Below are 20,106 nucleotides of genomic sequence, written 5' to 3'. Positions count from 1 at the left end.
TCCGTTAGCCGCCGCTGGCGGGCTGTTCCTTCGCGCCGTCGGCCGCGGCCGCCGGCTTCCTGGCCGCGTCGCCGCCGCCGGCTGCCGCCGGTGCTGCACCGGGTTGGGCGCCGGCGCCGCCGGCCGGCAGCGACACCACCGGCACGCCGTCGGCCATCATCGGCTTGGCCTGGCCGGCGGTGATCACCACGTCGCCGGCCTTCAGGCCCTCGACCACCTGCACGAAGCCCGGCGTGCGCACGCCGGTCTTGATGTCGGTGCGCTTGGCCTTGCCGTCGACCACGGTGAACACGTAGCGGGTGTCGCCCTGCTGCATCAGCGCCTGTTCCGGCACCAGGATCGCGTCGGCGCGGTTGCCGCCGGTGTCGAGCTGGAGCTGGGCGAACTGGCCCGGCTTGAGCCGGCCGTCCGGGTTGGCGATGCGCGCGCGCAGCCTGGCGCTGCGGCTGTTCGGGTCGACCACCGGGTCAATCGCGACCACGTCGCCGCCGAACGGCTGGCCCGGGTACGCGTCGACCGTCAGCTGCAGCTTCTGTCCGGTCCGGATCATCGACAGCGCGCCCTCGGGCACGGCGAAATCGACCTCGATCGGGTCCAGCCGCACCAGCGTGACCAGGTCCTGGCCGACGCTGACGAACTCGCCCACGCTGACGCTGCGCAGTCCGACCTGGCCCGAGAACGGCGCGCGCAGCGTCATCTTCGCCAGCGCGGCGCGGGCCGATTCCACCCGGGCCTGGTCGACGCCGAGCGCGGCGCGCGCGGTGTCGAAGTCGGACTGGGCGATCAGCTTCTGCTTGCTGAGCTCGCCGGCGCGGGCGGCCGAGCGACGGCTGTTCTCGAGGTTCGCGGTCGCCTCGTTGAGCGCGGCGCGGGCGATGCTGTCGTCGAGCGAGAACAGGACCTGGCCGGCGGAGACGCGCGATCCCTCGGTGAAGGCGATGCGGTCGATGCGTCCGGCCACTTCCGGCCTGACCACGACCGACTCGTCTGCGCGCAGGCTGCCGACCGTGCGCAGCGCCGCGTCGAGCGGCTCGGCCTTCAGCGTGACCGTCTCCACCGGCAGCTGCATGCCGCCCGGGGGACCGCCCGCGCCGCCGCCGGGGCCGCCGGCTTCCTTGCCACCGCACGCCACCAGCCCGGCCAGGGCAACGGCGAGCAGACCCGACTTCAATGCAGTACGACGCATGGGGGGAGCCTCGTCATCCATTTCTTGAACTGGTGAGTTTACCGACGCCGCGGGCAGCCCGGACCCTGCCGGAAGTCCGGGTCAATCGAATCGCCGGTTTCGGTCAACCTCGTGACACCCGCAGCGGTGCACCAGGCCATGGTGCGCGGCGCCCGTCTCAGCGGCGGCGACGCGGTCGCGCACGGCGACGCCGGCCGCCCGGCTAGATCACCGCGGCGCGGGCCAGCGGGGGTGCAGGTGCGCCGCCTGTTCCCGCGGGTCCGCGGCCGGGGCATGGGGCAAGCGGCCCCAGCACGGCACGGGCAGCCGCGCTTCGAGCATCCGCACGTTGTCGTCGATGCGGGCCATCGCCGGGTCGACCTCGTTCGCGATCCAGCCGACCAGCCGCGCGCCGTCGGCGGCCAGCGCCCGCGCGGTCAGCCGCGCGTGGTTGATGCAGCCCAGCCGCAGGCCGACGACCAGCACGACCGGCAGGTCGAGCGCGCGGACCAGGTCGAGCTGGTCCAGCGTGGCCGACAGCGGCGCGGCCCAGCCGCCGACGCCCTCGACCACGACCGCATCGGCGCGCGCGGCCAGGCGCGCGTAGGCCGCGAGGATCGGGTCCAGCGACAGCGTCACGCCGACGTCCGCCGCGGCCAGCTCCGGCGCCAGCGGTGCCGGCAGCGCGAACGGATTGACGTCGGCATAGGCGGGCTGCGGCGCGCTGCTGGCGGCCTGCAGCGCCAATGCATCCTCGTTGCGCAGGCCGTCGTCGGTCACCTCGCAGCCGCTGGCGACCGGCTTCATGCCGACCGCGTGCAGGCCATCGCGCCGCAGCGCGTGCAGCAGCGCGGCGCTGGCGACCGACTTGCCGACGCCGGTGTCGGTGCCGGTGACGTAAACCGACGCCATCGGTCAGCGCTCCGGCAGCCGCGCGGGCGAGCGGCGTCCGCGGCGCATCGCGTACCACGGCATAACCCCGGACAGCGCCGCGTAGACCCACACCGGCAGCGTCATGACCAGCCCGCGCAGCGTCGCCCACGGCCACGCCAGCGCGAGCAGGCTGAGCACCAGGCTGATCGCCGCGCTCGCGGCCAGGATCACGTGCAGGCCGAGGTCGGTGCGGGTCTCGTAGCGTTCGTGCTCGCTCAGGCCCAGCACGTCGGCGCGGCGCAGCGCGTGCGCGTTGAGCTGCCAGATCAGCCACGACAGCAGGCCAAAGCCGACCGCGTAGACCATGAACGCCGTCTGCAGGTCGCGGTTCAACAGCGCGATGCCGCGCGTGGTGTCGATGCCCAGCTCGCTCGGAACCCAGCCGCCGGTCATCGCGTGCAGCGCGCTGGAGATGACCATGCGCAGCGGGTACACGTAGACCATCACCACCAGCACCAGCGCGAGGCTGAGCACCGTCGAGCGCGCATCGTCGAGGCCGAAGCGTCGGCTCCAGCGGTTGTGCGCCGCCCAGAACACCATCAGCAGCACGAAGCAGGCGGCGAACGTCGGCACGCGCCGCAGTCCCATCCGCAGCTCGTCGATCGTGTCGGGCAGCTGGCCGTGCATGATCACCAGCATCGTCAGCGAGAACGCGAACGCGGCATCGACGAAGGTCTCCAGCCGCGTGACCTGGTGGCCGCGCTGGCGGAAGCCGTTGACGACGGGGGCGGGGTCGGCGCGCATGGCGGGCTTCGTCGGGTGACTGGCGGGCATGGTACTGCCCGAGGGGCTACACTCGCGCCATGTTTGCCGCCCAGACCCTCGCCGGCGCCAAGCCGGACCAGTACGCCCAGCTGATCGACCAGGCCCGCGCGCTTGTCGCCGGCGAGCGCGATCGCGTCGCCAATGCCGCCAACCTGTCGGCGCTCGTCTACAGCGCCCTGCCCGACCTCAACTGGGCCGGCTTCTATTTCTTCGACGGCACCGAGCTCGTCGTCGGCCCGTTCCAGGGTTTGCCGGCGTGCGTGCGCATCCCGCTCGACAAGGGCGTGTGCGGCGCCGCGGCGCGCACCCGCCAGACCCAGCGGATCGCCGACGTGCACGCGTTCCCCGGGCATATCGCCTGCGACTCGGCGTCGAACTCCGAGCTGGTCGTGCCGCTGGTGGGGGCTGACGGGTCGCTGGTCGGCGTGTTCGATCTCGACAGCCCGAAGCACGACCGCTTCGATGCGGACGACCAGGCCGGGCTCGAGGCCGTCGCTCGCGTGTTCGTGGAGTCCCTGGCATGAGCGCCGACGCCGACAACAAGATGCGCAACATCGGGCCGAAGAGCGCCGCCTGGCTGCGCCAGGTCGGCCTGCGCACGCGCGCCGACGTCGAGGCCGTCGGCGCGATCGAGGCGTTCATGCGGGTCAAGCGGGCGGGCTTCAAGCCGACGATGAACCTGCTGTACGCGATCGAGGGCGCGCTGCTCGACTGCCACTGGCAGGAGATCCCCGACGCGCGCCGGGTCGAACTCGTCGCCGCGGCCGAGGCCGCGATCGCCCAGCTGCCGCCGCCACGCTACCGTCCCGCCGCCGCCCCGGTGCACACGACGATGATGATGGAAGAGACCGCGGGCGACGCGCACGACGCCGGCGCGGGCCTGTTCGACTCCACCGACGACTGATCCGCGTCGTCGGCCGCGCTCAACGAAAAACCCGGCCGAAGCCGGGTTTTTTGATGGCGACGCGGTGACGGTGCTACTCCACCGTCACCGACTTGGCGAGGTTGCGCGGCTTGTCGACGTCGGTGCCGCGCGCCAAGGCCGCGTGGTATGCGAGCAGCTGCACCGGGATCGCGTGCACGATTGGCGACAGGACGCCGACATGGCGCGGGGTGCGGATCACGTGGACCTGCTCGGACTCGCCGAAGTGGCTGTCGGCGTCGGCGAACACGAACATCTCGCCGCCGCGTGCGCGCACTTCCTGGATGTTCGACTTGACCTTCTCCAGCAGCGCGTCGTTCGGCGCGATCACGACCACCGGCATGGCCTCGTCGACCAGCGCCAGCGGACCGTGCTTGAGCTCGCCGGCCGGGTAGGCCTCGGCGTGGATGTACGAGATCTCCTTGAGCTTGAGCGCGCCCTCGAGCGCGATCGGGTAGTGCACGCCGCGGCCGAGGAACAGCGCGTGCTGCTTCGGCGCGAAGCGCTCCGACCACACCTGCACCTGCGGCTCGAGGTTTAGCGCGTGCTGGATGCTGCCCGGCAGCTGGCGCAGCGCGTCGACGTGGCCGGCCTCCTGCTCGTCATTGAGGCGGCCCTGCAGCTTGGCGAGCGTGCAGGTCAGCGTGAACAGCGCGACCAGCTGGGTGGTGAACGCCTTGGTCGAGGCCACGCCGATCTCGGCGCCGGCGCGGGTGTAGTACACCAGCTTGCTGGCGCGCGGGATCGCGCTCTCCGGCACGTTGCAGATCGACAGCGTCTTGGCCTGGCCGAGGGACTTGGCGTACTTCAGCGCCTCCATCGTGTCGAGGGTTTCGCCCGACTGCGAGATCGTCACGATCAGCTGCTTCGGGTTCGCGACCGCGGCGCGGTAGCGGTACTCGCTGGCGATCTCGACGCTGCACGGCAGCCCGGCGATCGCCTCGATCCAGTAGCGCGCGGTCAGGCCGGCGTAGTAGCTGGTGCCGCAGGCGAGGATCTGCACCGACTCGACGTCGGCCAGCACGTCCGGCGCGGCCGCGCCGAACAGGTGCGCCGGGAAGCCGCCGGCGTCGATCACCGCTTCGATCGTGTCGGCGACCGCGCGCGGCTGCTCGTGGATTTCCTTCTGCATGAAGTGGCGGTACGGGCCCAGCTCCAACGACGCCAGCGACACGTCGGAGACGTGCACCTCGCGCTCGACCGGCGCGTTGTCGGCGCCGTACACGCGCACGCCGTCGCGCGCGACCTCGGCGGTGTCGCCCTCCTCGAGGAAGATCACCCGGCGCGTGGCCTGGATGATCGCCGACACGTCGCTGGCGACGAAGTTCTCGCCGTCGCCGAGGCCGACCAGCAGCGGGCAGCCCATCCGTGCGCAGACCAGCTTGCCGGGCTCCTTGCGGCTGACCACCGCCAGCGCGTACGCGCCGGTCAGCTCCTTGACCGCGCGCTGCAGCGCGCCGAGCAGGTCGAGCCCGCTCGCCAGGTGGTGGTGGATCAGGTGGGCGATGACCTCGGTGTCGGTCTGCGACTCGAACTGGTAGCCCAGCCCGCGCAGGCGCTCGCGCTGCTCTTCGTGGTTCTCGATGATGCCGTTGTGCACCAGCGCCACGCCGTGGCTGACGTGCGGGTGGGCGTTGGCCTCGGTCACGCCGCCGTGGGTCGCCCAGCGGGTGTGGCCGATGCCGATGCCGGCGTGGAAGCCGTCGGCCTGCGCCGCGGCCTCCATCTCGGCCACGCGGCCGGTGCGGCGCACGCGCCGGACGTCGGCGACGCCGGCGTCGTTGACGCTGAGCACGGCGATGCCGGCCGAGTCGTAGCCGCGGTATTCCAGCCGCTTCAGGCCCTCGACGAGGACCGGTACCACATCACGATCCGCGATCGCGCCGACGATGCCGCACATGGGATTCCTTCCTGCTTGTCTGGATCTCAACACGCATTCTAGCGACGCGGGCGGCCCGGACCGGTCGGAATTCGTCGCGGATCGGGCAACACCGGGTTGCGCAGGGAGGCGTCAGCGCGGCTTCTTCTGCGGCCGCTGCCAGCCCTCGACGGTGCTCTGGCGCACGCGCGCCACGGTCAGCTGGCCGGGAGGCGCCGGCCGGGTCAGCACCGTGCCGGCGGCGATCGTCGCATCGCGTCCGACCGTCACCGGGGCCACCAGCGAGGAGTTCGAGCCGATGAACGCGCCGTCCTCGATCGTCGTGGTCGACTTGTTGGCGCCGTCGTAGTTGCAGGTGATCGTGCCGGCGCCGACGTTGACGCCCGCGCCGATCAGCGCATCGCCGAGGTAGCTGAGGTGGTTGGCCTTGCTGGTCACGCCCAGCCGCGCGTTCTTGGTCTCGACGAAGTTGCCGATGTGCACGCCGTCGGCCAGCACCGTGCCCGGCCGCAGCCGCGCGAACGGCCCGATCTGCGCGGCGCCCTCGACCACGACGCCGTCGAGGTCGCAGTGCGCGCGCACCTCGGTGCCCGGGCCGAGCCGGACGTCCTTGAGCCGGCAGAACGGGCCGATCCGCACGCCGTCGGCGAGGTCGACCTCGCCCTCGAGCACCACGTCGACGTCGATCTCGACGTCGTGGCCGACGGTCACGCGACCGCGCTGGTCGAAGCGCGCCGGATCGGCCAGCCGTGCGCCCTGCAGGCACAGCACGCGCGCGGCGCGCAGCTGGAACGCGCGCTCGAGCTGCGCCAGCTGCCATGCGTCATTGGCGCCTTCGACCTCCATCGGCTCGAACACGTGCACCATCTCGGCCGCGTTGAACTCCTCGGCCGCGGCGGCGAACACGTCGGTCAGGTAGTACTCGCCCTGCGCGTTGTCGTTGCCCAGGTGCTGCAGCCAGCGGCGCAGCGGCTCCCCGTCGGCGACGAGGATGCCGGTGTTGACGGTGCGGATCTCGCGCTGCTCGTCGGTGGCGTCCTTGTGTTCGACGATCCTGCCGACGCGGCCCTCGGCATCGCGCACGATGCGCCCGTAGCCGGTCGGATTGGCCAGGTCCGCCACCAGCACCGCGAGCCGGCCGGGGGCCTCGAGCAGGCGCTGCAGCGTCGGCGCGGCGATCAGCGGCACGTCGCCGTACAGCACCAGCACGCGCGCGTCCGGCGGCACGCCGGGGATCGCCTGCTGCACCGCGTGGCCCGTGCCCAGGCGCTCGGCCTGCTCGGCCCAGTGCAGGTCGGTCTGGTCGGCGAACGCCGCGCGCACGTCGTCACCGCCGTGGCCGTAGACGATGTGGATGCCGGCCGGCGCCAGGGAGCGGGCGGTGTCGATGACGTGGCCGAGCATCGGCCTGCCGGCGATCTTCTGCAGCACCTTCGGCACCGCGGACTTCATGCGCTTGCCCTCGCCCGCGGCGAGGATGACGACGTGCAGCGGTGCGGCCATGCGGGCTCCAGAGGTGCGTGGGCGAGCGAGTATCGGATTCTAGCCGTGGACGCGCTGGTAGGATTCCGCGGTGCCGAATTCCGCCGCTGCACCACCCGCCCCTCGTTCATTGCACGCCTGGCTTCTGTGGGCGGGCGCGATCGCGTGCGCGGCCGGCTGGATCGCCCATCGCATGTGGTCGGTGCTGCCGTGGGGCCGCTTCGGCGAATCGCTGGCGCTTGCGGCACTGGTCGCGCTGCTGGCGTGGCCGCTGGTGCGCTGGCGCGGGATGCCGTGGGCGAGCGCGCTCGCGGCGGTGTGGCTGATCGCGCTGGTGGCGATGTGGGGACCGCTGCCGGTGCTGGCGGTCGCGCTGCTGCTCGGGGCCGCCGCGGCGATCGGCACGGCGCTCACCGGGCCGCAGCGCTCGTTGGCGGGCGCGGTCGCCGGGCTGGCGGTGATCGCCGGCGCGGTCGGCTGGCTGCTGCCGCTGCCGGTCCACCGGCTGTGGCTATACGCGCCGGTGCTGCTCGCGCTGGTGGCGTGGCGTCGACAGGCGCTGTGGACGCAGGTCGGCACGCTGCGCCAGGCGTGGCGCGAGGCCGTCGCGGCCTCCCCGCGTGCGGCCGCGGGGGCGGTGACGCTGGCCGGGCTGGCGTCGGCCGGCGCGTGGCTGCCGACGATGCAGTACGACGACGTCGCCTACCACCTCGCCCTGCCGTGGCAGCTGATGCGCGACGGCCGCTACGCACTCGATCCGTCGCCGCAGGTGTGGGCGCTGGCCGCATGGGCGAGCGACGCGCTGCACGGCGTGGCCCAGGTGCTCGCCCGCACGGAGGCGCGCGGGCCGCTCAACGTGGCCTGGCTGCTGCTGTCGTGCGCGGCGCTGTGGCGGCTGGCGACCGCAATCGGCGTGACCGGCGCGATGCGCTGGGCGCCGATAGCGCTGTTCGCGTCGCTGCCGCTGACGGCGGCGCTGCAGGCCGGCATGCAGACCGAGACCGCGGCCACCGCGGCGACGCTGTGGCTGGCCGTGCTGGTGTCGGAGCGCCCCGATGCTCGACCGCAGCGCTGCCTGTGGCTGGGCGCGTTGCTGTTCGGACTGCTGCTCGGGCTGAAGCTCGTGCACGCGGCAGCGGCACTGCCCCTGCTGGCGTGGGCGGCCTGGCGGCACCGCGCGGACTTCCTGCGGGCACCGGTCGCGTTGGCGCTGGCAGCGCCGCTTGCGGTCGTGGTCGCCGGGTCGAGCTACACGTACGCGTGGGCGGTCGCCGGCAACCCGGTGCTGCCGCTGTTCAACGGCACGTTCCGTTCGCCGTTCTTCGCGCCGGTCGATTTCGACGACGCGCGCTGGCGTGCCGGATTCGATGCGCTGCTGCCGTGGCGGATGACGTTCGACACGTCGCAGTACCTCGAAGGCTGGGACGGCGGCTTCGGCTTCGTACTCATCGCGCTGGCCGGCTCCGCACTGCTGGCGCTGTCCGACCGGCGCAGCCGCGCGCTCGCCGCGTGCGCGATCGCGGCGATGGCGATCCCACTGGCCGGCCTGCAGTACGCGCGCTACGCCTACCCCGGGCTCGTGCTGCTGCTGCCGGCGCTCGCGCTGGCGGTGCAGGCGCGGCTGTCGCCGCGCGCCGGCGCGTGGCTGCTGATCGCGGTGTGCTTCGTGAACCTGGCGCACCAGGGCAACGCGCAGTGGATGCTGCACACCGGGGCGGTCAAGCGCAGCGTCGGCGCGCTCGGCCGCGACGCGCCGCTGCTGGCGCGCTACGTCCCCGAGCGCGTGCTGATCGCCCAGGCGCGCGCCGTCGGCGACGCGAACGGCCGCGTGCTCGTGCTGTCGGCGTCGAACCCGGCCTACGCCGAGCTCGGCACGGGCGGCCGCACGACGGCGTGGTACGACCCGCGCTGGGAGGCGATCCGCGTGGCCGCCGACGGCGACGCCAGCGGCGCGGCGTGGGTTGCGGCGTGGCGGGCGAACGCGATCGCGGCGCTGATCGTGCGGCCCGCGGAGTTGACCCCCGCGCAGCGCAGCGCGCTCGCGCTCGCCGGCGCCCGCCGCGTCCGCACGGTCGGCGAGGCCGAGTGGTGGCGCCTGCCTGCGGAGCGCGCGGAATGAGCCTGTCGCGGCAGGGGGGCCACTACCTGGCGATCGGCGTGGTGCAGTGGCTGGTCGACTGGGGCGTGATGGTTGCGGTCAGCTACGCCGGCGCGCCGGTCGAGGCGGCCAACATCGCCGGCCGCATCAGCGGCGCGCTGCTCGGCTTCACCCTCAACGGCTGGATCACGTTCGCCGGCGACGACACGCGGGTCGGACGGCGCCAAGCGGCACGGTTCCTCGCGATGTGGCTCGTGACGACCGCGCTGAGCACGGTGGCGATGCACGAGATCGACGACCGCCTCGGCCTGAAGTGGGCTTGGGCGGCGAAGCCGGCGGTCGAGCTCGCGCTCGGCCTGTTCGGCTTCCTCGCCTCGCGCCACTGGGTCTACCGGCGCTGAGCGACGGCGCGCGCCGAAGCGACGCCGCGAAACGAGAACGCCGGCACGAGGCCGGCGTTCGATACCGCGGAGCGGGCCGCGCTCAGTGCTTCATGTTCTTGCGCAGGCGCTCGAGCGCCTGCAGCTGGGCCAGCGATTCGGCCAGTCGCGCCTGCGCCTCGGCGATATCCATCTTCTCGTCCTTGCGGGCGAGGATGCGCTCGGCCTCTTCCTTGGCGGCGCGCACGGCGGCCTCGTCGATGTCCTGCGCGCGCACGGCCGAATCGGCCAGCACGGTCACGACGGTCGGCTGCACCTCGAGGATGCCGCCGGAGATCGCGAAGTCCAGCTGCTCGCCGTCGGGCAGGGTCACCACGACCTTGCCCGGCTTTAGGCGGGTGATCAGCGGCGCGTGCTTCGGCGCGATGCCGAGCTCGCCGAGCTCGCCGGTGGCGACCACCAGGGTCGCCTCGCCGTGGAAGATCTCCTGCTCGGCGCTGACGATGTCGCAACGGATCGTGGTGGCCATCTAAGGTTCCTCAGGTCGTTCGGTCGAAGGTCGCGGCGATCAGCCGGTGATCTTCTTGGCCTTCTCGACCGCTTCCTCGATGCCGCCGACCATGTAGAACGCCTGCTCCGGCAGGTGGTCGTACTCGCCTTCCACAATCCCCTTGAAGCCGCGGATCGTGTCCTTGAGCGAGACGTACTTGCCCGGCGAGCCGGTGAAGACTTCCGCCACGTGGAACGGCTGCGAGAAGAAGCGCTCGATCTTGCGCGCGCGCGACACGGCCTGCTTGTCCTCTTCCGACAGCTCGTCCATGCCCAGGATCGCGATGATGTCCTTGAGCTCCTTGTACTTCTGCAGCGTCGCCTGGACCTTGCGCGCGACGTCGTAGTGCTCGTTGCCGATCACGTTCGGGTCGAGCTGGCGCGAGGTCGAGTCGAGCGGGTCGACCGCCGGGTAGATGCCCAGCGAGGCGATGTTTCGCGGCAGCACGACGGTGGCGTCGAGGTGGGCGAAGGTCGTCGCCGGCGACGGGTCGGTCAGGTCGTCCGCGGGCACGTACACGGCCTGGATCGAGGTGATCGAGCCGGACTTGGTCGAGGTGATGCGCTCCTGCAGCACGCCCATTTCCTCGGCGAGCGTGGGCTGGTAGCCCACCGCCGACGGCATGCGGCCGAGCAGCGCCGACACTTCGGTACCGGCCAGCGTGTAGCGGTAGATGTTGTCGACGAACAGCAGCACGTCCTTGCCCTTGCCCGACGCGTCCTTCTCGTCGCGGAAGTACTCGGCCATCGTCAGGCCGGTCAGCGCGACGCGCAGGCGGTTGCCCGGCGGCTCGTTCATCTGGCCGTACACCATCGCGACCTTGTCGAGGACGTTGGAGTCCTTCATCTCGTGGTAGAAGTCGTTGCCCTCGCGGGTACGCTCGCCCACGCCGGCGAACACGGACAGGCCCGAGTGCGCCTTGGCGATGTTGTTGATCAGCTCCATCATGTTGACGGTCTTGCCGACGCCGGCGCCGCCGAACAGGCCGACCTTGCCGCCCTTGGCGAACGGGCACATCAGGTCGATGACCTTGATGCCGGTCTCGAGCAGCTCGGTCGAGGACGACTGGTCCTCGTACGACGGCGCGGCGCGGTGGATCTCCCAGTGCGCCGAGGCGTCGACCGGGCCGGCCTCGTCGATCGGGCGACCGAGCACGTCCATGATGCGGCCCAGCGTGCCGGCGCCGACCGGCACCGAGATCGCGTTGCCGGTGTTGTTGGCCACCAGGTTGCGCTTGAGGCCGTCGGTCGAGCCGAGGGCGATCGTGCGGACCACGCCGTCGCCGAGCTGCTGCTGCACTTCCAGCGTGATCTCGGTGTTCTCGACCTTCAGCGCGTCGTACACCTTCGGCACCGACCCGCGCGGGAACTCGACGTCGACGACGGCACCGATGATCTGAACGATCTTGCCCTGGCTCATGGTTGTTTCCTCGTAACTTTAATTCTGGGTCGCGGTCGCCGGATGGCGCCCGCGCGTATGCGTTTGGCTCAGACCGCCGCGGCGCCGCCGACGATTTCCGAGATTTCCTGGGTGATCGCCGCCTGGCGGGCCTTGTTGTAGACCAGCTGCAGCGTGCCGATCAGCTTGCTCGCGTTGTCCGAGGCGGCCTTCATCGCGACCATGCGCGCGGCGTGCTCGGAGGCGACGTTCTCGAGCACGGCCTGGTAGACCAGCGACTCGATGTAGCGGGTCAGCACGTGGTCGAGCACGGTCTGCGCGTCGGGCTCGTACAGATAGTCCCAGTCATGCTTGGCGACCTGCGTCTCCGACGGCGGCAGCGGCAGCAGCTGGTCGAACGCCGCGCGCTGGGTCATCGTGTTGACGAAATCGTTGTAGCAGACGAACACGCGGTCGAGCTCGCCGGCGGTGTAGCCGTCGAGCATCACCTTGACCACGCCGACGATCTGCTCGAGCTTCGGCTGGTCGCCCAGGTGCGTGACCGAGGCGCGCATGTTGACCTTGAGCCGGCGGAAGTACACCGAGGCCTTCTGACCGATGGTGACGACGTCGATCTCGACGCCCTGCTCCTGCCACTTGCGGAACTCGCCGAGCAGCTTGCGGAACAGATTGTTGTTGAGGCCGCCTGCCAGGCCGCGGTCGGACGAGACGATCACGTAGCCGACGCGCTTCACGGTGCTGCGCTCGACCATGTACGGATGCTGGTAGTCGGCGTTGGCCTGGGCCAGGTGGCCGATGACCTGCTTCATGACGCGCGCGTACGGGCGCGAGACCTTCATCCGGTCCTGCGCCTTGCGGATCTTGGAGGCCGAGACCATCTCGAGCGCGCGCGTCACCTTGCGGGTGTTCTGCACGCTCTTGATCTTGGTTTTGATTTCGCGTCCGCCAGCCATTTCTCTTCTCGGTAGGACGGGCCCGGGCCCGCCGTTCGATCCAGCCTTGCAACGGTGGGCCGGGGCCCACGCTGTGCCTTACCAGGTACCGGTCTTCTTGAACTCGGCGATGCCGGCCTTGAACGTGGCCTCGATCTCGTCGTTCCACGCGCCCGAGGCGTTGATCTTGCCCAGCAGCTCGCCCTGGGTGTTGGCGAAGTGCGCGTGCAGGCCGTCCTCGAACGCCAGCACCTTGTTGACCGGCACGTCGTCGAGGTAGCCCTCGTTGACCGCGTAGATCGACAGCGCCTGCAGCGCGATCGGCATCGGCGCGTACTGCTTCTGCTTCATCAGCTCGGTGACGCGCTGGCCGCGCTCGAGCTGCTTGCGGGTGGCTTCGTCGAGGTCCGAGGCGAACTGCGCGAACGCGGCGAGCTCGCGGTACTGGGCCAGCGAGATGCGGATGCCGCCCGAGAGCTTCTTGATGATCTTGGTCTGGGCCGCGCCGCCGACGCGCGACACCGAGATGCCGGCGTTCACGGCCGGGCGGATGCCGGCGTTGAACAGGTCGGTCTCGAGGAAGATCTGGCCGTCGGTGATCGAGATCACGTTGGTCGGCACGAACGCGGACACGTCACCGGCCTGGGTCTCGATGATCGGCAGCGCGGTCAGCGAGCCGGTCTTGCCGGTCACGGCGCCGTTGGTGAACTTCTCGACGTACTCCTCGGACACGCGCGCGGCGCGCTCGAGCAGGCGGGAGTGCAGGTAGAACACGTCGCCCGGGTAGGCTTCGCGGCCCGGCGGGCGCTTGAGCAGCAGCGAGATCTGGCGGTACGCGACGGCCTGCTTGGACAGGTCGTCGTACACGATCAGCGCGTCTTCGCCGCGGTCCATGAAGTACTCGCCCATCGTGCAGCCGGCGTAGGCGCTGATGTACTGCATCGCGGCCGACTCCGACGCCGTGGCGGCGACGACGATCGTGTGCGCCAGCGCGCCGTTCTCTTCGAGCTTGCGCACGATGTTCGCCACGGTCGAGGCCTTCTGGCCGATCGCGACGTACACGCACTTGATGCCGGTGCCCTTCTGGTTGATCACCGCGTCGATCGCCAGCGCGGTCTTGCCGGTCTGGCGGTCGCCGATGACCAGCTCGCGCTGGCCGCGGCCGATCGGGATCATCGAGTCGACCGACTTGTAGCCGGTCTGCACCGGCTGGTCGACCGACTTGCGCCAGATCACGCCCGGGGCGACGCGCTCGACCGGCGCGGTCTGCGAGGCACCGATCGGGCCCTTGCCGTCGATCGGCTCGCCCAGCGCGTTGACCACGCGGCCGAGCAGCTCCGGACCGACCGGCACTTCGAGGATGCGGCCGGTGGTCTTGGCCACGTCGCCTTCGCGCACGTGCTCGTAGTCGCCCAGCACCACGGCGCCGACCGAGTCGCGCTCCAGGTTCAGCGCGAGCGCGTAGGTGGCGTTCGGCAGTTCGATCATTTCGCCCTGCATCACGTCGGCCAGGCCGTGGATGCGCACGATGCCGTCGGACACGGACGTGACGGTGCCTTCGTTGCGCGCCTCGGCGGCCAGCTTGACCTTCTCGATGCGGGTCTTGATCAGGTCGCTGATTTCGGACGGGTTGAGCTGCGTGGTGGCCATCTTTGTTTCCCGAGGTAGGGCGGGCTCAAGCCCGCCGCACGTGATGGTGGGCTGGAGCCCACCCTACGATTTCAAAATTAACTGGCGAGCGCGGACTGCAGGCGCGCGAGCTTGCCCTTCAGCGAACCGTCGATGACCACGTCGCCGGCGTCGATCACGGCGCCGCCGATCAGCGATGCGTCCACGGCCGTCTCGATCTCGACGTCGCGGCCGAAACGCTTCTTCAGCGCGGCGCGGATCGTCTCGAGCTCGGCCGCGGGCAGTTCGCTGGCCGCGGTGACGCGCGCCTTGACGATGCGGTCGGCCTCCGCGCGCAGGTCCTCGAACAGGCCCGCGATCTCCGGCAGCAGCGGCAGGCGACGGTTGTCGGCCAGCAGCGCGAGGAAGCGGGTCATGTTCTCGTCGGCGCCGTCGATCACCAGCAGCCCGACGGCGTCGGCGCTGGCCAGCTGCGGGTTGCCCAGCAGGCTGTGCACCTGCGGGTCGGCGGCGACGCGCGCGGCGAAGGCGAGCGCCTGCGACCACGCGGACGCGTTGCCGGCGTCGCGGGCGAGCGCGAACGCGGCGCGGGCGTACGGACGGGCGAGGGTCAGGGCCTGGGTCATCGATCAGCTCTTCGTCTGGCTCAGATTTCGGCCGCGAGCTCGTCGAGCAGCGCCTTGTGGGCGTTGGCATCGATCTCGCGCTTGAGCAGCTTCTCGGCGCCGCTCACGGCCAGCGACGACACCTGCCGGCGCAGGTCCTCGCGGGCGCGGTTGGAGGCGGCGACGATCTCGGCCTCGGCCAGCGCCTTCTGGCGGTTGGCTTCGGCGATCGCGTCGTCCTTGGCGGCGTCGACGATCTGGTTCGCGCGGGCGTGGGCCTGCTCGATGATCTCGTTGGCCTTGACGCGTGCGGCACGCAGTTCGGCGTCGGCCGTTTCCTGCGCCTGCGCCAGCGCCCGCTGGCTGTTGTCGGCGGCCGCGAGGCCTTCGGCAATCTTCTTCTGGCGCTCTTCGATGGCGTTCATCATCGGCGGCCAGATCTTGGTCGCGATGATCCAGATCAGACCGGCAAACGCCAGCGCCTGGGCAAATAGGGTCAGACCGATGTTCATTACGTGGGCTCTGCCAGAGGTGACGGGAGGGGGCACGTCGCCGTGCCCGTTCCTTCAACCGTGGTGCAGGCCGGCAAACCGGCCCGCACCGTCAGCCGGGCTGGATCAGCCGGCCAGGCGGCCGGCTTCGGCCAGCAGCGCCGAGGCCAGCGGGTTGGCGAACGCCAGCAGCAGCGCGACGGCAACCGTGATGATGAACGCGGCGTCGATCAGGCCGGCGGTGATGAACATGCGGACCTGCAGGACCGGGATCAGCTCCGGCTGGCGCGCGGCCGACTCCAGGAACTTGCCGGCCATGATGGCCAGGCCGATACCGGCGCCGAGGGCGGCGAGGCCGATCATGATGCCGACGGCCAGAACGGTGGAGGCCTGAACCGAAGCGAGGTGGGCAAGGATTTCCATGGTTGTCTCCGAAACGAGTGCTTAAGGATTGAAACGACGAAGGGTGAATCGAAAAGCGGTGGCCGAAGCCGACAGCGTCAGTGCGCGTCTTCCGACAGGCTCAGGTACACGATCGACAGCATCATGAAAATGAACGCCTGCAGCGGGATGACCAGCAGGTGGAACAGCATCCAGCCCAGGCCGAAGGCGCCGCCGGCGAGGGCGCCGATGATGCCCGCGCCGCCCAGCACCCAGATCAGCAGGAACACGATCTCGCCGCCGAACATGTTGCCGAACAGTCGCATCGCCAGCGAAATCGGCTTGCTCAGCCACTCGACGATGTTGAGGATCAGGTTGAACGGGACCATCCACTTGCCGAACGGCGCCGTCAGGAATTCCTTGGTGAAGCCGCCCAGGCCCTTGGCCCGCAGCGCGAAGAACAGCATCAGGAAGAACACGCTGATCGACATGCCCAGCGTCGCGTTGACGTCGGCGGTCGGCACCGGCTTCCAGTACGGCACGCCGAGGGCTTCCAGCGGCAGCGCGATGAAGTCCGCCGGGATCATCTTCAGCAGGTTCATCATGAGGATCCAGAAGAACAGCGTGATCGCGATCGGCGTCACCAGCTTGCTGGAACCGTGGTACGTGTCGCGGGCCTGCTTGTCGACGAATTCCAGGCAGATCTCGACGAACGCCTGCCACTTGCCCGGCACCCCGGCAGTGGCGTTGCGCGTGGCCGTCCAGAAGGCGACGACGATCAGCAGCCCCATCAGCACCGACGTCACCAGCGTGTCGACGTGCAGGGTCCAGAAGCCACCCTCGCCGACCGATGCCGTCAGGTTCTGCAGGTGGTGCTGGATGTAGCTGGTCGGAGTCAGTTCTTGCTCGCCCGCCATGTGTCCTGAACCTTCGAGATGAATGTGTTGTCGATCGCCGCCGTCATCGCCGCAGCGCGGACAGGGCCAGCGCAGCCAGTGCAGCCACGACCCCGAGCACCAGCGGCAGCGCGGGGAGCTTGAGCGCGGCCAAGCCGAGCACCAGAATTCCGAGCACCACCAACCACTTCAGCACCACCGCCGCCAGCAGCCGGCCGATGGCCGCGTTGCCGGACTGCACCCCGCCGCCGAACGCGTACCGCGCCGACGCCGCGCCGCCCGCCACGATCGCCCCGCCGCCGACCGCCGCGGCCAGCGCGGACGGCGCGCCGAACGGCAGGCAGGCCAGCGCGGCCAGGGCCGTCGCCGCGGCCTGCCAGGCAGTCGCGCGCGACGCCAGCCGTCGGCCTGCGGACAAGGGATCGTGCACGCGGGTCTCGTCGGTCTGGGGAGGGGACGCAAAAGCGCCCGGTGGAGCCGCAAAAGTATAGAACGCGTGAGCATTCCGGGCAACCGCCGGGGGTCACGGCGAGTCGCGTGACGGCGCGCGCTGCGGTCGGGTCAAACGCGGTCGGGCTGCCGGGCATGCCGCCACTGTGTCCGCGCTGGCCGTGGCGGTGAATGACCGCGCAGGTAATGCGCGCGCCGCCACGGGTCCGGGGTAAATCGATAGGTCCTTCCTATCGCCCGGCGGCAAACGTTCGATTGGCCCCCGGAGCCGCGGACAGGGAGACTCGGGTCGATCCCTGCGAGGAGCGCGACATGACCAAGACCCTCAGCTTCGCCGGCGTGCACTTCACCGTGGCGTTCGCAGTTGGCTACCTGATGACCGGCAGTGTGTGGGTCGGCGGCGCGCTGGCGCTGGTCGAGCCGGCCTGCAACACCGTCGCGTTCCACCTGCACGAGAAGGTCTGGAAGCGCATCGAGCTGCGCCGCGCGGCGGCCCTGAATGGGGCCTCCGGCCCCAGTGCACTGCCGCTGTAGCCGGCGCGGAACCTTTTCGCAGCCGCCCGGTCGGACCTACTGGACGCCTGCCGCCACTCTCTCCTCGTCGGCCTGCAGTATCGCGGCGGGCCTCACGAAGCCCCGACCGGCCCGGTCGGGGCTTCGCTTTTTCGTGCGACCGGCTACTTCTTCTTGGGAATGTAGAGGTCGGTGATCGTGCCTTCGTAGACCTCGGCCGCCATCGCGACCGATTCGCTCAGCGTCGGGTGCGGGTGGATCGTGTGGCCGATGTCGCCGGCCTCGGCGCCCATTTCGATCGCCAGCGCCACCTCGGCGATCAGGTCGCCGGCGTGCTTGCCGACGATCGCGCCGCCGATGATCCGATGCGTCTTTTCGTCGAACAGCAGCTTGGTGAAGCCCTCGCCGCGCCCGACCCCGACCGCACGCGCCGACGCCGCCCATGGGAACTTGCCGACGCCGACGTGCAGCCCCTTGGCCTTGGCCTCGTTCTCGGTGACGCCGACCCAGGCGATCTCCGGATCGGTGTAGGCCACCGACGGAATCACGCGCGCGACCCACTCGCGCTTCTCGCCGGCGGCGACTTCGGCCGCGAGCTTGCCTTCGTGCGTCGCCTTGTGCGCGAGCATCGGTTGGCCGATGAGGTCGCCGATCGCGAAGATGTGCGGCACGTTGGTGCGCATCTGACGGTCGACCGGGATGAAGCCGCGCTCGGTCACCTGCACGCCCGCCTTGTCCGCGTCGAGCTTGCCGCCGTTGGGCGATCGGCCGACCGCGACGAGCACGCGATCGAACGTCATCGGCGCCGGCACGGCGGCGCTGTCGGCGTCGGCGCCTTCGAACGAAACGGTCAGGCCCTTCTTGCCGGCTTCGACGCCGGCGGCCCTGGTCTTGAGGTGGATCGCGACGCCCTGCTTCTTCAGGCGGTCGGCCAGCGGCTTGACCAGGTCCTTGTCGGCGCCGGGCATCAGCTGGTCCATGAACTCGACCACGGTGACCTCGCTGCCGATGGCGCGGTACACCGTCGCCATCTCCAGGCCGATGATGCCGCCGCCGACCACCAGCAGCTTCTTCGGCACGTCCTTCAACTCGAGCGCATCGGTCGAGTCCATCACGCGCGGGTCGTCCCACGGGAATGCCGGCAGCTTCACCGCCTGCGAGCCGGCGGCGATGATGCACTGCTCGAAGCGCAGCAGCTGGGCCTTGCCGTCAGCACCGGTGACCTCGAGCTCGTGCGCGGACACGAACTTCGCCACGCCCTGCACGCTGCGCACCTTGCGCTGCTTGGCCATGCCGGCCAGGCCCTTGGTGAACTGCCCGACGACCTTCTCCTTGTAGCCGCGCAGCTTGTCGAGCGCGATCTTCGGCGCGCCGAACTCGACGCCGAAGTCGGCCGCGTGCGCGGCCTCGTCGATCACCGCGGCGGCGTGCAGCAGCGCCTTCGACGGAATGCAGCCGACGTTGAGGCAGACGCCGCCGAGGGTGTCGTGGCGTTCGACCAGCACCGTGTCCAGGCCCAGATCGGCGGCGCGGAACGCGGCGGTGTAGCCACCGGGACCGGCGCCGAGGACGACCAGACGGCATTCGATGTCGGCCTGGCGTCCGCTCGGCGGCGCGCCGGTCGGCGCGCTTGTCGCAGCGGGGGCCTTCGCTACGACGGTCGCGGCGGGCGGCGCCGCCGGTGCCGGCGCGGGCGTCCCAGCGTTCGCCGGGGCGGGCGCCGCGGGTGCGTCGGCGGCCTCGGCCTCGAGCACCGCGATCACGCTGCCTTCGGACACCGTGTCGCCGAGCTTGACCTTCAGCTCTTTGACGACGCCGGCGGCCGACGACGGCACCTCCATCGTGGCCTTGTCGGACTCGAGCGTCGCCAGCCCCTGGTCCTTGGCGACGGTATCGCCGACCTTGACCAGCAGCTCGATGACCGGGACGTCGTCGTAGCCGCCGATGTCCGGGACCTTGACCTCAATCGTTGCCATTTGCCTCTCCTGCATCGCCGCCGGCGAGGCCGGCCAGGGTCTGTTCGAGTTCGTCGATCGATGCGGCCAGCTCGGCCCAGCGGCGCGCTCGGCGTTCGTCGCCGTCCTCGCTGGCCTCGACCAGCAGCTCGACCTGCGCCATCACCAGCTGCCCGGGTCCGCATTCGGGCTCAAGGCCGCTGACGCGCAGGTCGCCGACGGCGAACGAGCTGGGGCCTTCGTGGAACGCCGCGGGGCGGTCGGCCGGCACCAGCGCGGTGAACGTGCGCTGCCACGCATCGACGAGGCGACGCGCGAGCGGTGCCGGCATCGGCACCTCCTCCGCATCGGGCGTCTGGTCGACGCGCAGCTCCAGGCGGCCGCCGGACCAGCGCGATACGCGGTCGTCGGCCTCGGCCACGCGCAGCGTCCAGTCGCCCTCGCCTTCGCCCGGGATCAGCAGCACGCCGCTTTCCGTCGCGAACGCCGGCAACCTCGTCAGCCGCAGCGCCGGGGTCAGGCCGCCGTCGAGCAGGCGCTCGACGGCCGCGCCGTGGTTCTCGGTGGCCGGCGGCCAGCCGCGGCCGAGCGCGATCGCGCAGTCGTCGGCCGCGCGCGCGGCGGGCGATGCGAGCGCCGCCAGCGCGACGCACAGCGTCGCGGCGACCGTGCGCAAGGGCGC

21 protein-coding genes are annotated in these 20,106 nt (G+C 70.8%); 5 read left to right on the top strand and 16 right to left on the bottom strand.

Annotated elements, in window-relative coordinates; translation table 11 throughout:
• Window positions 1-4: 4 nt before the first annotated feature.
• The 3 genes from D3A60_RS13485 to D3A60_RS13475 form a co-directional block, all read right to left on the bottom strand.
• The gene (locus D3A60_RS13485) at window positions 5-1,186 is read right to left on the bottom strand and encodes an efflux RND transporter periplasmic adaptor subunit (protein WP_196778751.1); all 1,182 of its coding nucleotides are present in this window, start codon (window positions 1,184-1,186) and stop codon (window positions 5-7) included.
• Between the two features lie 207 nt (window positions 1,187-1,393).
• A complete protein-coding gene (bioD, locus tag D3A60_RS13480) occupies window positions 1,394-2,077 on the bottom strand; it encodes a dethiobiotin synthase (RefSeq protein WP_119719289.1) in 684 nt (227 codons plus the stop codon).
• A gap of 3 nt (window positions 2,078-2,080) precedes the next feature.
• Window positions 2,081-2,842: a TMEM175 family protein gene (locus D3A60_RS13475; RefSeq protein ID WP_157981496.1), complete on the bottom strand. Its 762-nt coding sequence runs from the start codon at window positions 2,840-2,842 to the stop codon at window positions 2,081-2,083.
• Window positions 2,843-2,901: 59 nt separating this feature from the next.
• Here D3A60_RS13475 and D3A60_RS13470 point away from each other — a divergent pair, with 59 nt between their 5' ends.
• Together D3A60_RS13470 and D3A60_RS13465 are read left to right on the top strand one after the other, a co-directional pair.
• A complete protein-coding gene (locus D3A60_RS13470; RefSeq protein WP_119719287.1) occupies window positions 2,902-3,387 on the top strand; it encodes a GAF domain-containing protein in 486 nt (161 codons plus the stop codon).
• Complete coding sequence (locus D3A60_RS13465) at window positions 3,384-3,767, top strand: TfoX/Sxy family protein (protein WP_119719286.1); 384 nt, start codon at window positions 3,384-3,386, stop codon at window positions 3,765-3,767. The genes D3A60_RS13470 and D3A60_RS13465 overlap by 4 nt, the downstream gene beginning before the upstream one ends.
• 73 nt (window positions 3,768-3,840) lie before the next feature.
• Here D3A60_RS13465 and glmS read toward each other — a convergent pair whose 3' ends face one another.
• Together glmS and glmU are read right to left on the bottom strand one after the other, a co-directional pair.
• A complete protein-coding gene (gene glmS / locus D3A60_RS13460; protein WP_119719285.1) occupies window positions 3,841-5,685 on the bottom strand; it encodes a glutamine--fructose-6-phosphate transaminase (isomerizing) in 1,845 nt (614 codons plus the stop codon).
• A gap of 111 nt (window positions 5,686-5,796) precedes the next feature.
• Window positions 5,797-7,167 (bottom strand): bifunctional UDP-N-acetylglucosamine diphosphorylase/glucosamine-1-phosphate N-acetyltransferase GlmU, encoded by a 1,371-nt coding sequence (gene glmU / locus D3A60_RS13455; protein ID WP_119719284.1) that lies wholly within the window; start codon window positions 7,165-7,167, stop codon window positions 5,797-5,799.
• Between the two features lie 109 nt (window positions 7,168-7,276).
• Between glmU and D3A60_RS13450 the strand changes: the two genes are divergently transcribed.
• Together D3A60_RS13450 and D3A60_RS13445 are read left to right on the top strand one after the other, a co-directional pair.
• Complete coding sequence (locus D3A60_RS13450; protein WP_119719283.1) at window positions 7,277-9,265, top strand: hypothetical protein; 1,989 nt, start codon at window positions 7,277-7,279, stop codon at window positions 9,263-9,265.
• The gene (locus tag D3A60_RS13445; protein ID WP_119719282.1) at window positions 9,262-9,645 is read left to right on the top strand and encodes a GtrA family protein; all 384 of its coding nucleotides are present in this window, start codon (window positions 9,262-9,264) and stop codon (window positions 9,643-9,645) included. The genes D3A60_RS13450 and D3A60_RS13445 overlap by 4 nt, the downstream gene beginning before the upstream one ends.
• Window positions 9,646-9,727: 82 nt before the next feature.
• Here D3A60_RS13445 and D3A60_RS13440 read toward each other — a convergent pair whose 3' ends face one another.
• The 9 genes from D3A60_RS13440 to D3A60_RS13400 all read right to left on the bottom strand — a co-directional run bounded on the left by D3A60_RS13440 (window position 9,728) and on the right by D3A60_RS13400 (window position 16,924).
• Window positions 9,728-10,153: a F0F1 ATP synthase subunit epsilon gene (locus D3A60_RS13440; protein WP_119719281.1), complete on the bottom strand. Its 426-nt coding sequence runs from the start codon at window positions 10,151-10,153 to the stop codon at window positions 9,728-9,730.
• Between the two features lie 39 nt (window positions 10,154-10,192).
• Complete coding sequence (gene atpD / locus D3A60_RS13435; RefSeq protein ID WP_119719280.1) at window positions 10,193-11,593, bottom strand: F0F1 ATP synthase subunit beta; 1,401 nt, start codon at window positions 11,591-11,593, stop codon at window positions 10,193-10,195.
• 68 nt (window positions 11,594-11,661) lie between these two features.
• Window positions 11,662-12,525, bottom strand: a complete 864-nt coding sequence (gene atpG, locus D3A60_RS13430) for a F0F1 ATP synthase subunit gamma (protein WP_119719279.1) — start codon at window positions 12,523-12,525, stop codon at window positions 11,662-11,664.
• A gap of 78 nt (window positions 12,526-12,603) precedes the next feature.
• Window positions 12,604-14,154 carry a F0F1 ATP synthase subunit alpha gene (gene atpA, locus D3A60_RS13425; RefSeq protein ID WP_119719278.1) on the bottom strand — a complete coding sequence of 517 codons (1,551 nt, stop codon included), beginning with the start codon at window positions 14,152-14,154 and terminating at the stop codon, window positions 12,604-12,606.
• Window positions 14,155-14,231: 77 nt separating this feature from the next.
• Entirely contained in the window at window positions 14,232-14,759 is a 528-nt protein-coding gene (locus D3A60_RS13420) for a F0F1 ATP synthase subunit delta (protein ID WP_119719277.1), read from the bottom strand.
• 20 nt (window positions 14,760-14,779) lie between these two features.
• Window positions 14,780-15,250, bottom strand: a complete 471-nt coding sequence (locus D3A60_RS13415; protein WP_119719276.1) for a F0F1 ATP synthase subunit B — start codon at window positions 15,248-15,250, stop codon at window positions 14,780-14,782.
• A gap of 105 nt (window positions 15,251-15,355) precedes the next feature.
• Window positions 15,356-15,652 (bottom strand): F0F1 ATP synthase subunit C, encoded by a 297-nt coding sequence (atpE, locus tag D3A60_RS13410; RefSeq protein WP_119719275.1) that lies wholly within the window; start codon window positions 15,650-15,652, stop codon window positions 15,356-15,358.
• A 77-nt stretch (window positions 15,653-15,729) separates the two neighbouring features.
• On the bottom strand, window positions 15,730-16,527 hold the full coding sequence (gene atpB / locus D3A60_RS13405) for a F0F1 ATP synthase subunit A (protein ID WP_119719274.1): 798 nt from the start codon (window positions 16,525-16,527) through the stop codon (window positions 15,730-15,732).
• A gap of 43 nt (window positions 16,528-16,570) precedes the next feature.
• The gene (locus D3A60_RS13400) at window positions 16,571-16,924 is read right to left on the bottom strand and encodes a hypothetical protein (RefSeq protein ID WP_119719273.1); all 354 of its coding nucleotides are present in this window, start codon (window positions 16,922-16,924) and stop codon (window positions 16,571-16,573) included.
• A 344-nt stretch (window positions 16,925-17,268) separates the two neighbouring features.
• On the opposite strand from D3A60_RS13400, the gene D3A60_RS13395 reads away from it, so the two are divergent.
• Window positions 17,269-17,490, top strand: a complete 222-nt coding sequence (locus D3A60_RS13395) for a DUF2061 domain-containing protein (protein WP_119719272.1) — start codon at window positions 17,269-17,271, stop codon at window positions 17,488-17,490.
• Window positions 17,491-17,633: 143 nt separating this feature from the next.
• Here the strand turns inward: D3A60_RS13395 and lpdA are convergent, their stop codons facing one another.
• Together lpdA and D3A60_RS13385 are read right to left on the bottom strand one after the other, a co-directional pair.
• Window positions 17,634-19,445 carry a dihydrolipoyl dehydrogenase gene (gene lpdA / locus D3A60_RS13390; protein ID WP_119719271.1) on the bottom strand — a complete coding sequence of 604 codons (1,812 nt, stop codon included), beginning with the start codon at window positions 19,443-19,445 and terminating at the stop codon, window positions 17,634-17,636.
• Complete coding sequence (locus tag D3A60_RS13385; RefSeq protein ID WP_231120518.1) at window positions 19,432-20,100, bottom strand: hypothetical protein; 669 nt, start codon at window positions 20,098-20,100, stop codon at window positions 19,432-19,434. Before D3A60_RS13385 ends, lpdA begins: the two co-directional genes overlap by 14 nt.
• Window positions 20,101-20,106 lie beyond the last annotated feature (6 nt).

The sequence above is a fragment of the Cognatilysobacter tabacisoli genome (assembly GCF_003586305.1).
GTDB lineage: Bacteria > Pseudomonadota > Gammaproteobacteria > Xanthomonadales > Xanthomonadaceae > Cognatilysobacter_A > Cognatilysobacter_A tabacisoli.
Note: the sequence above shows the minus strand (reverse complement) of the source record. Positions and strands in the feature narration are given on the sequence as shown.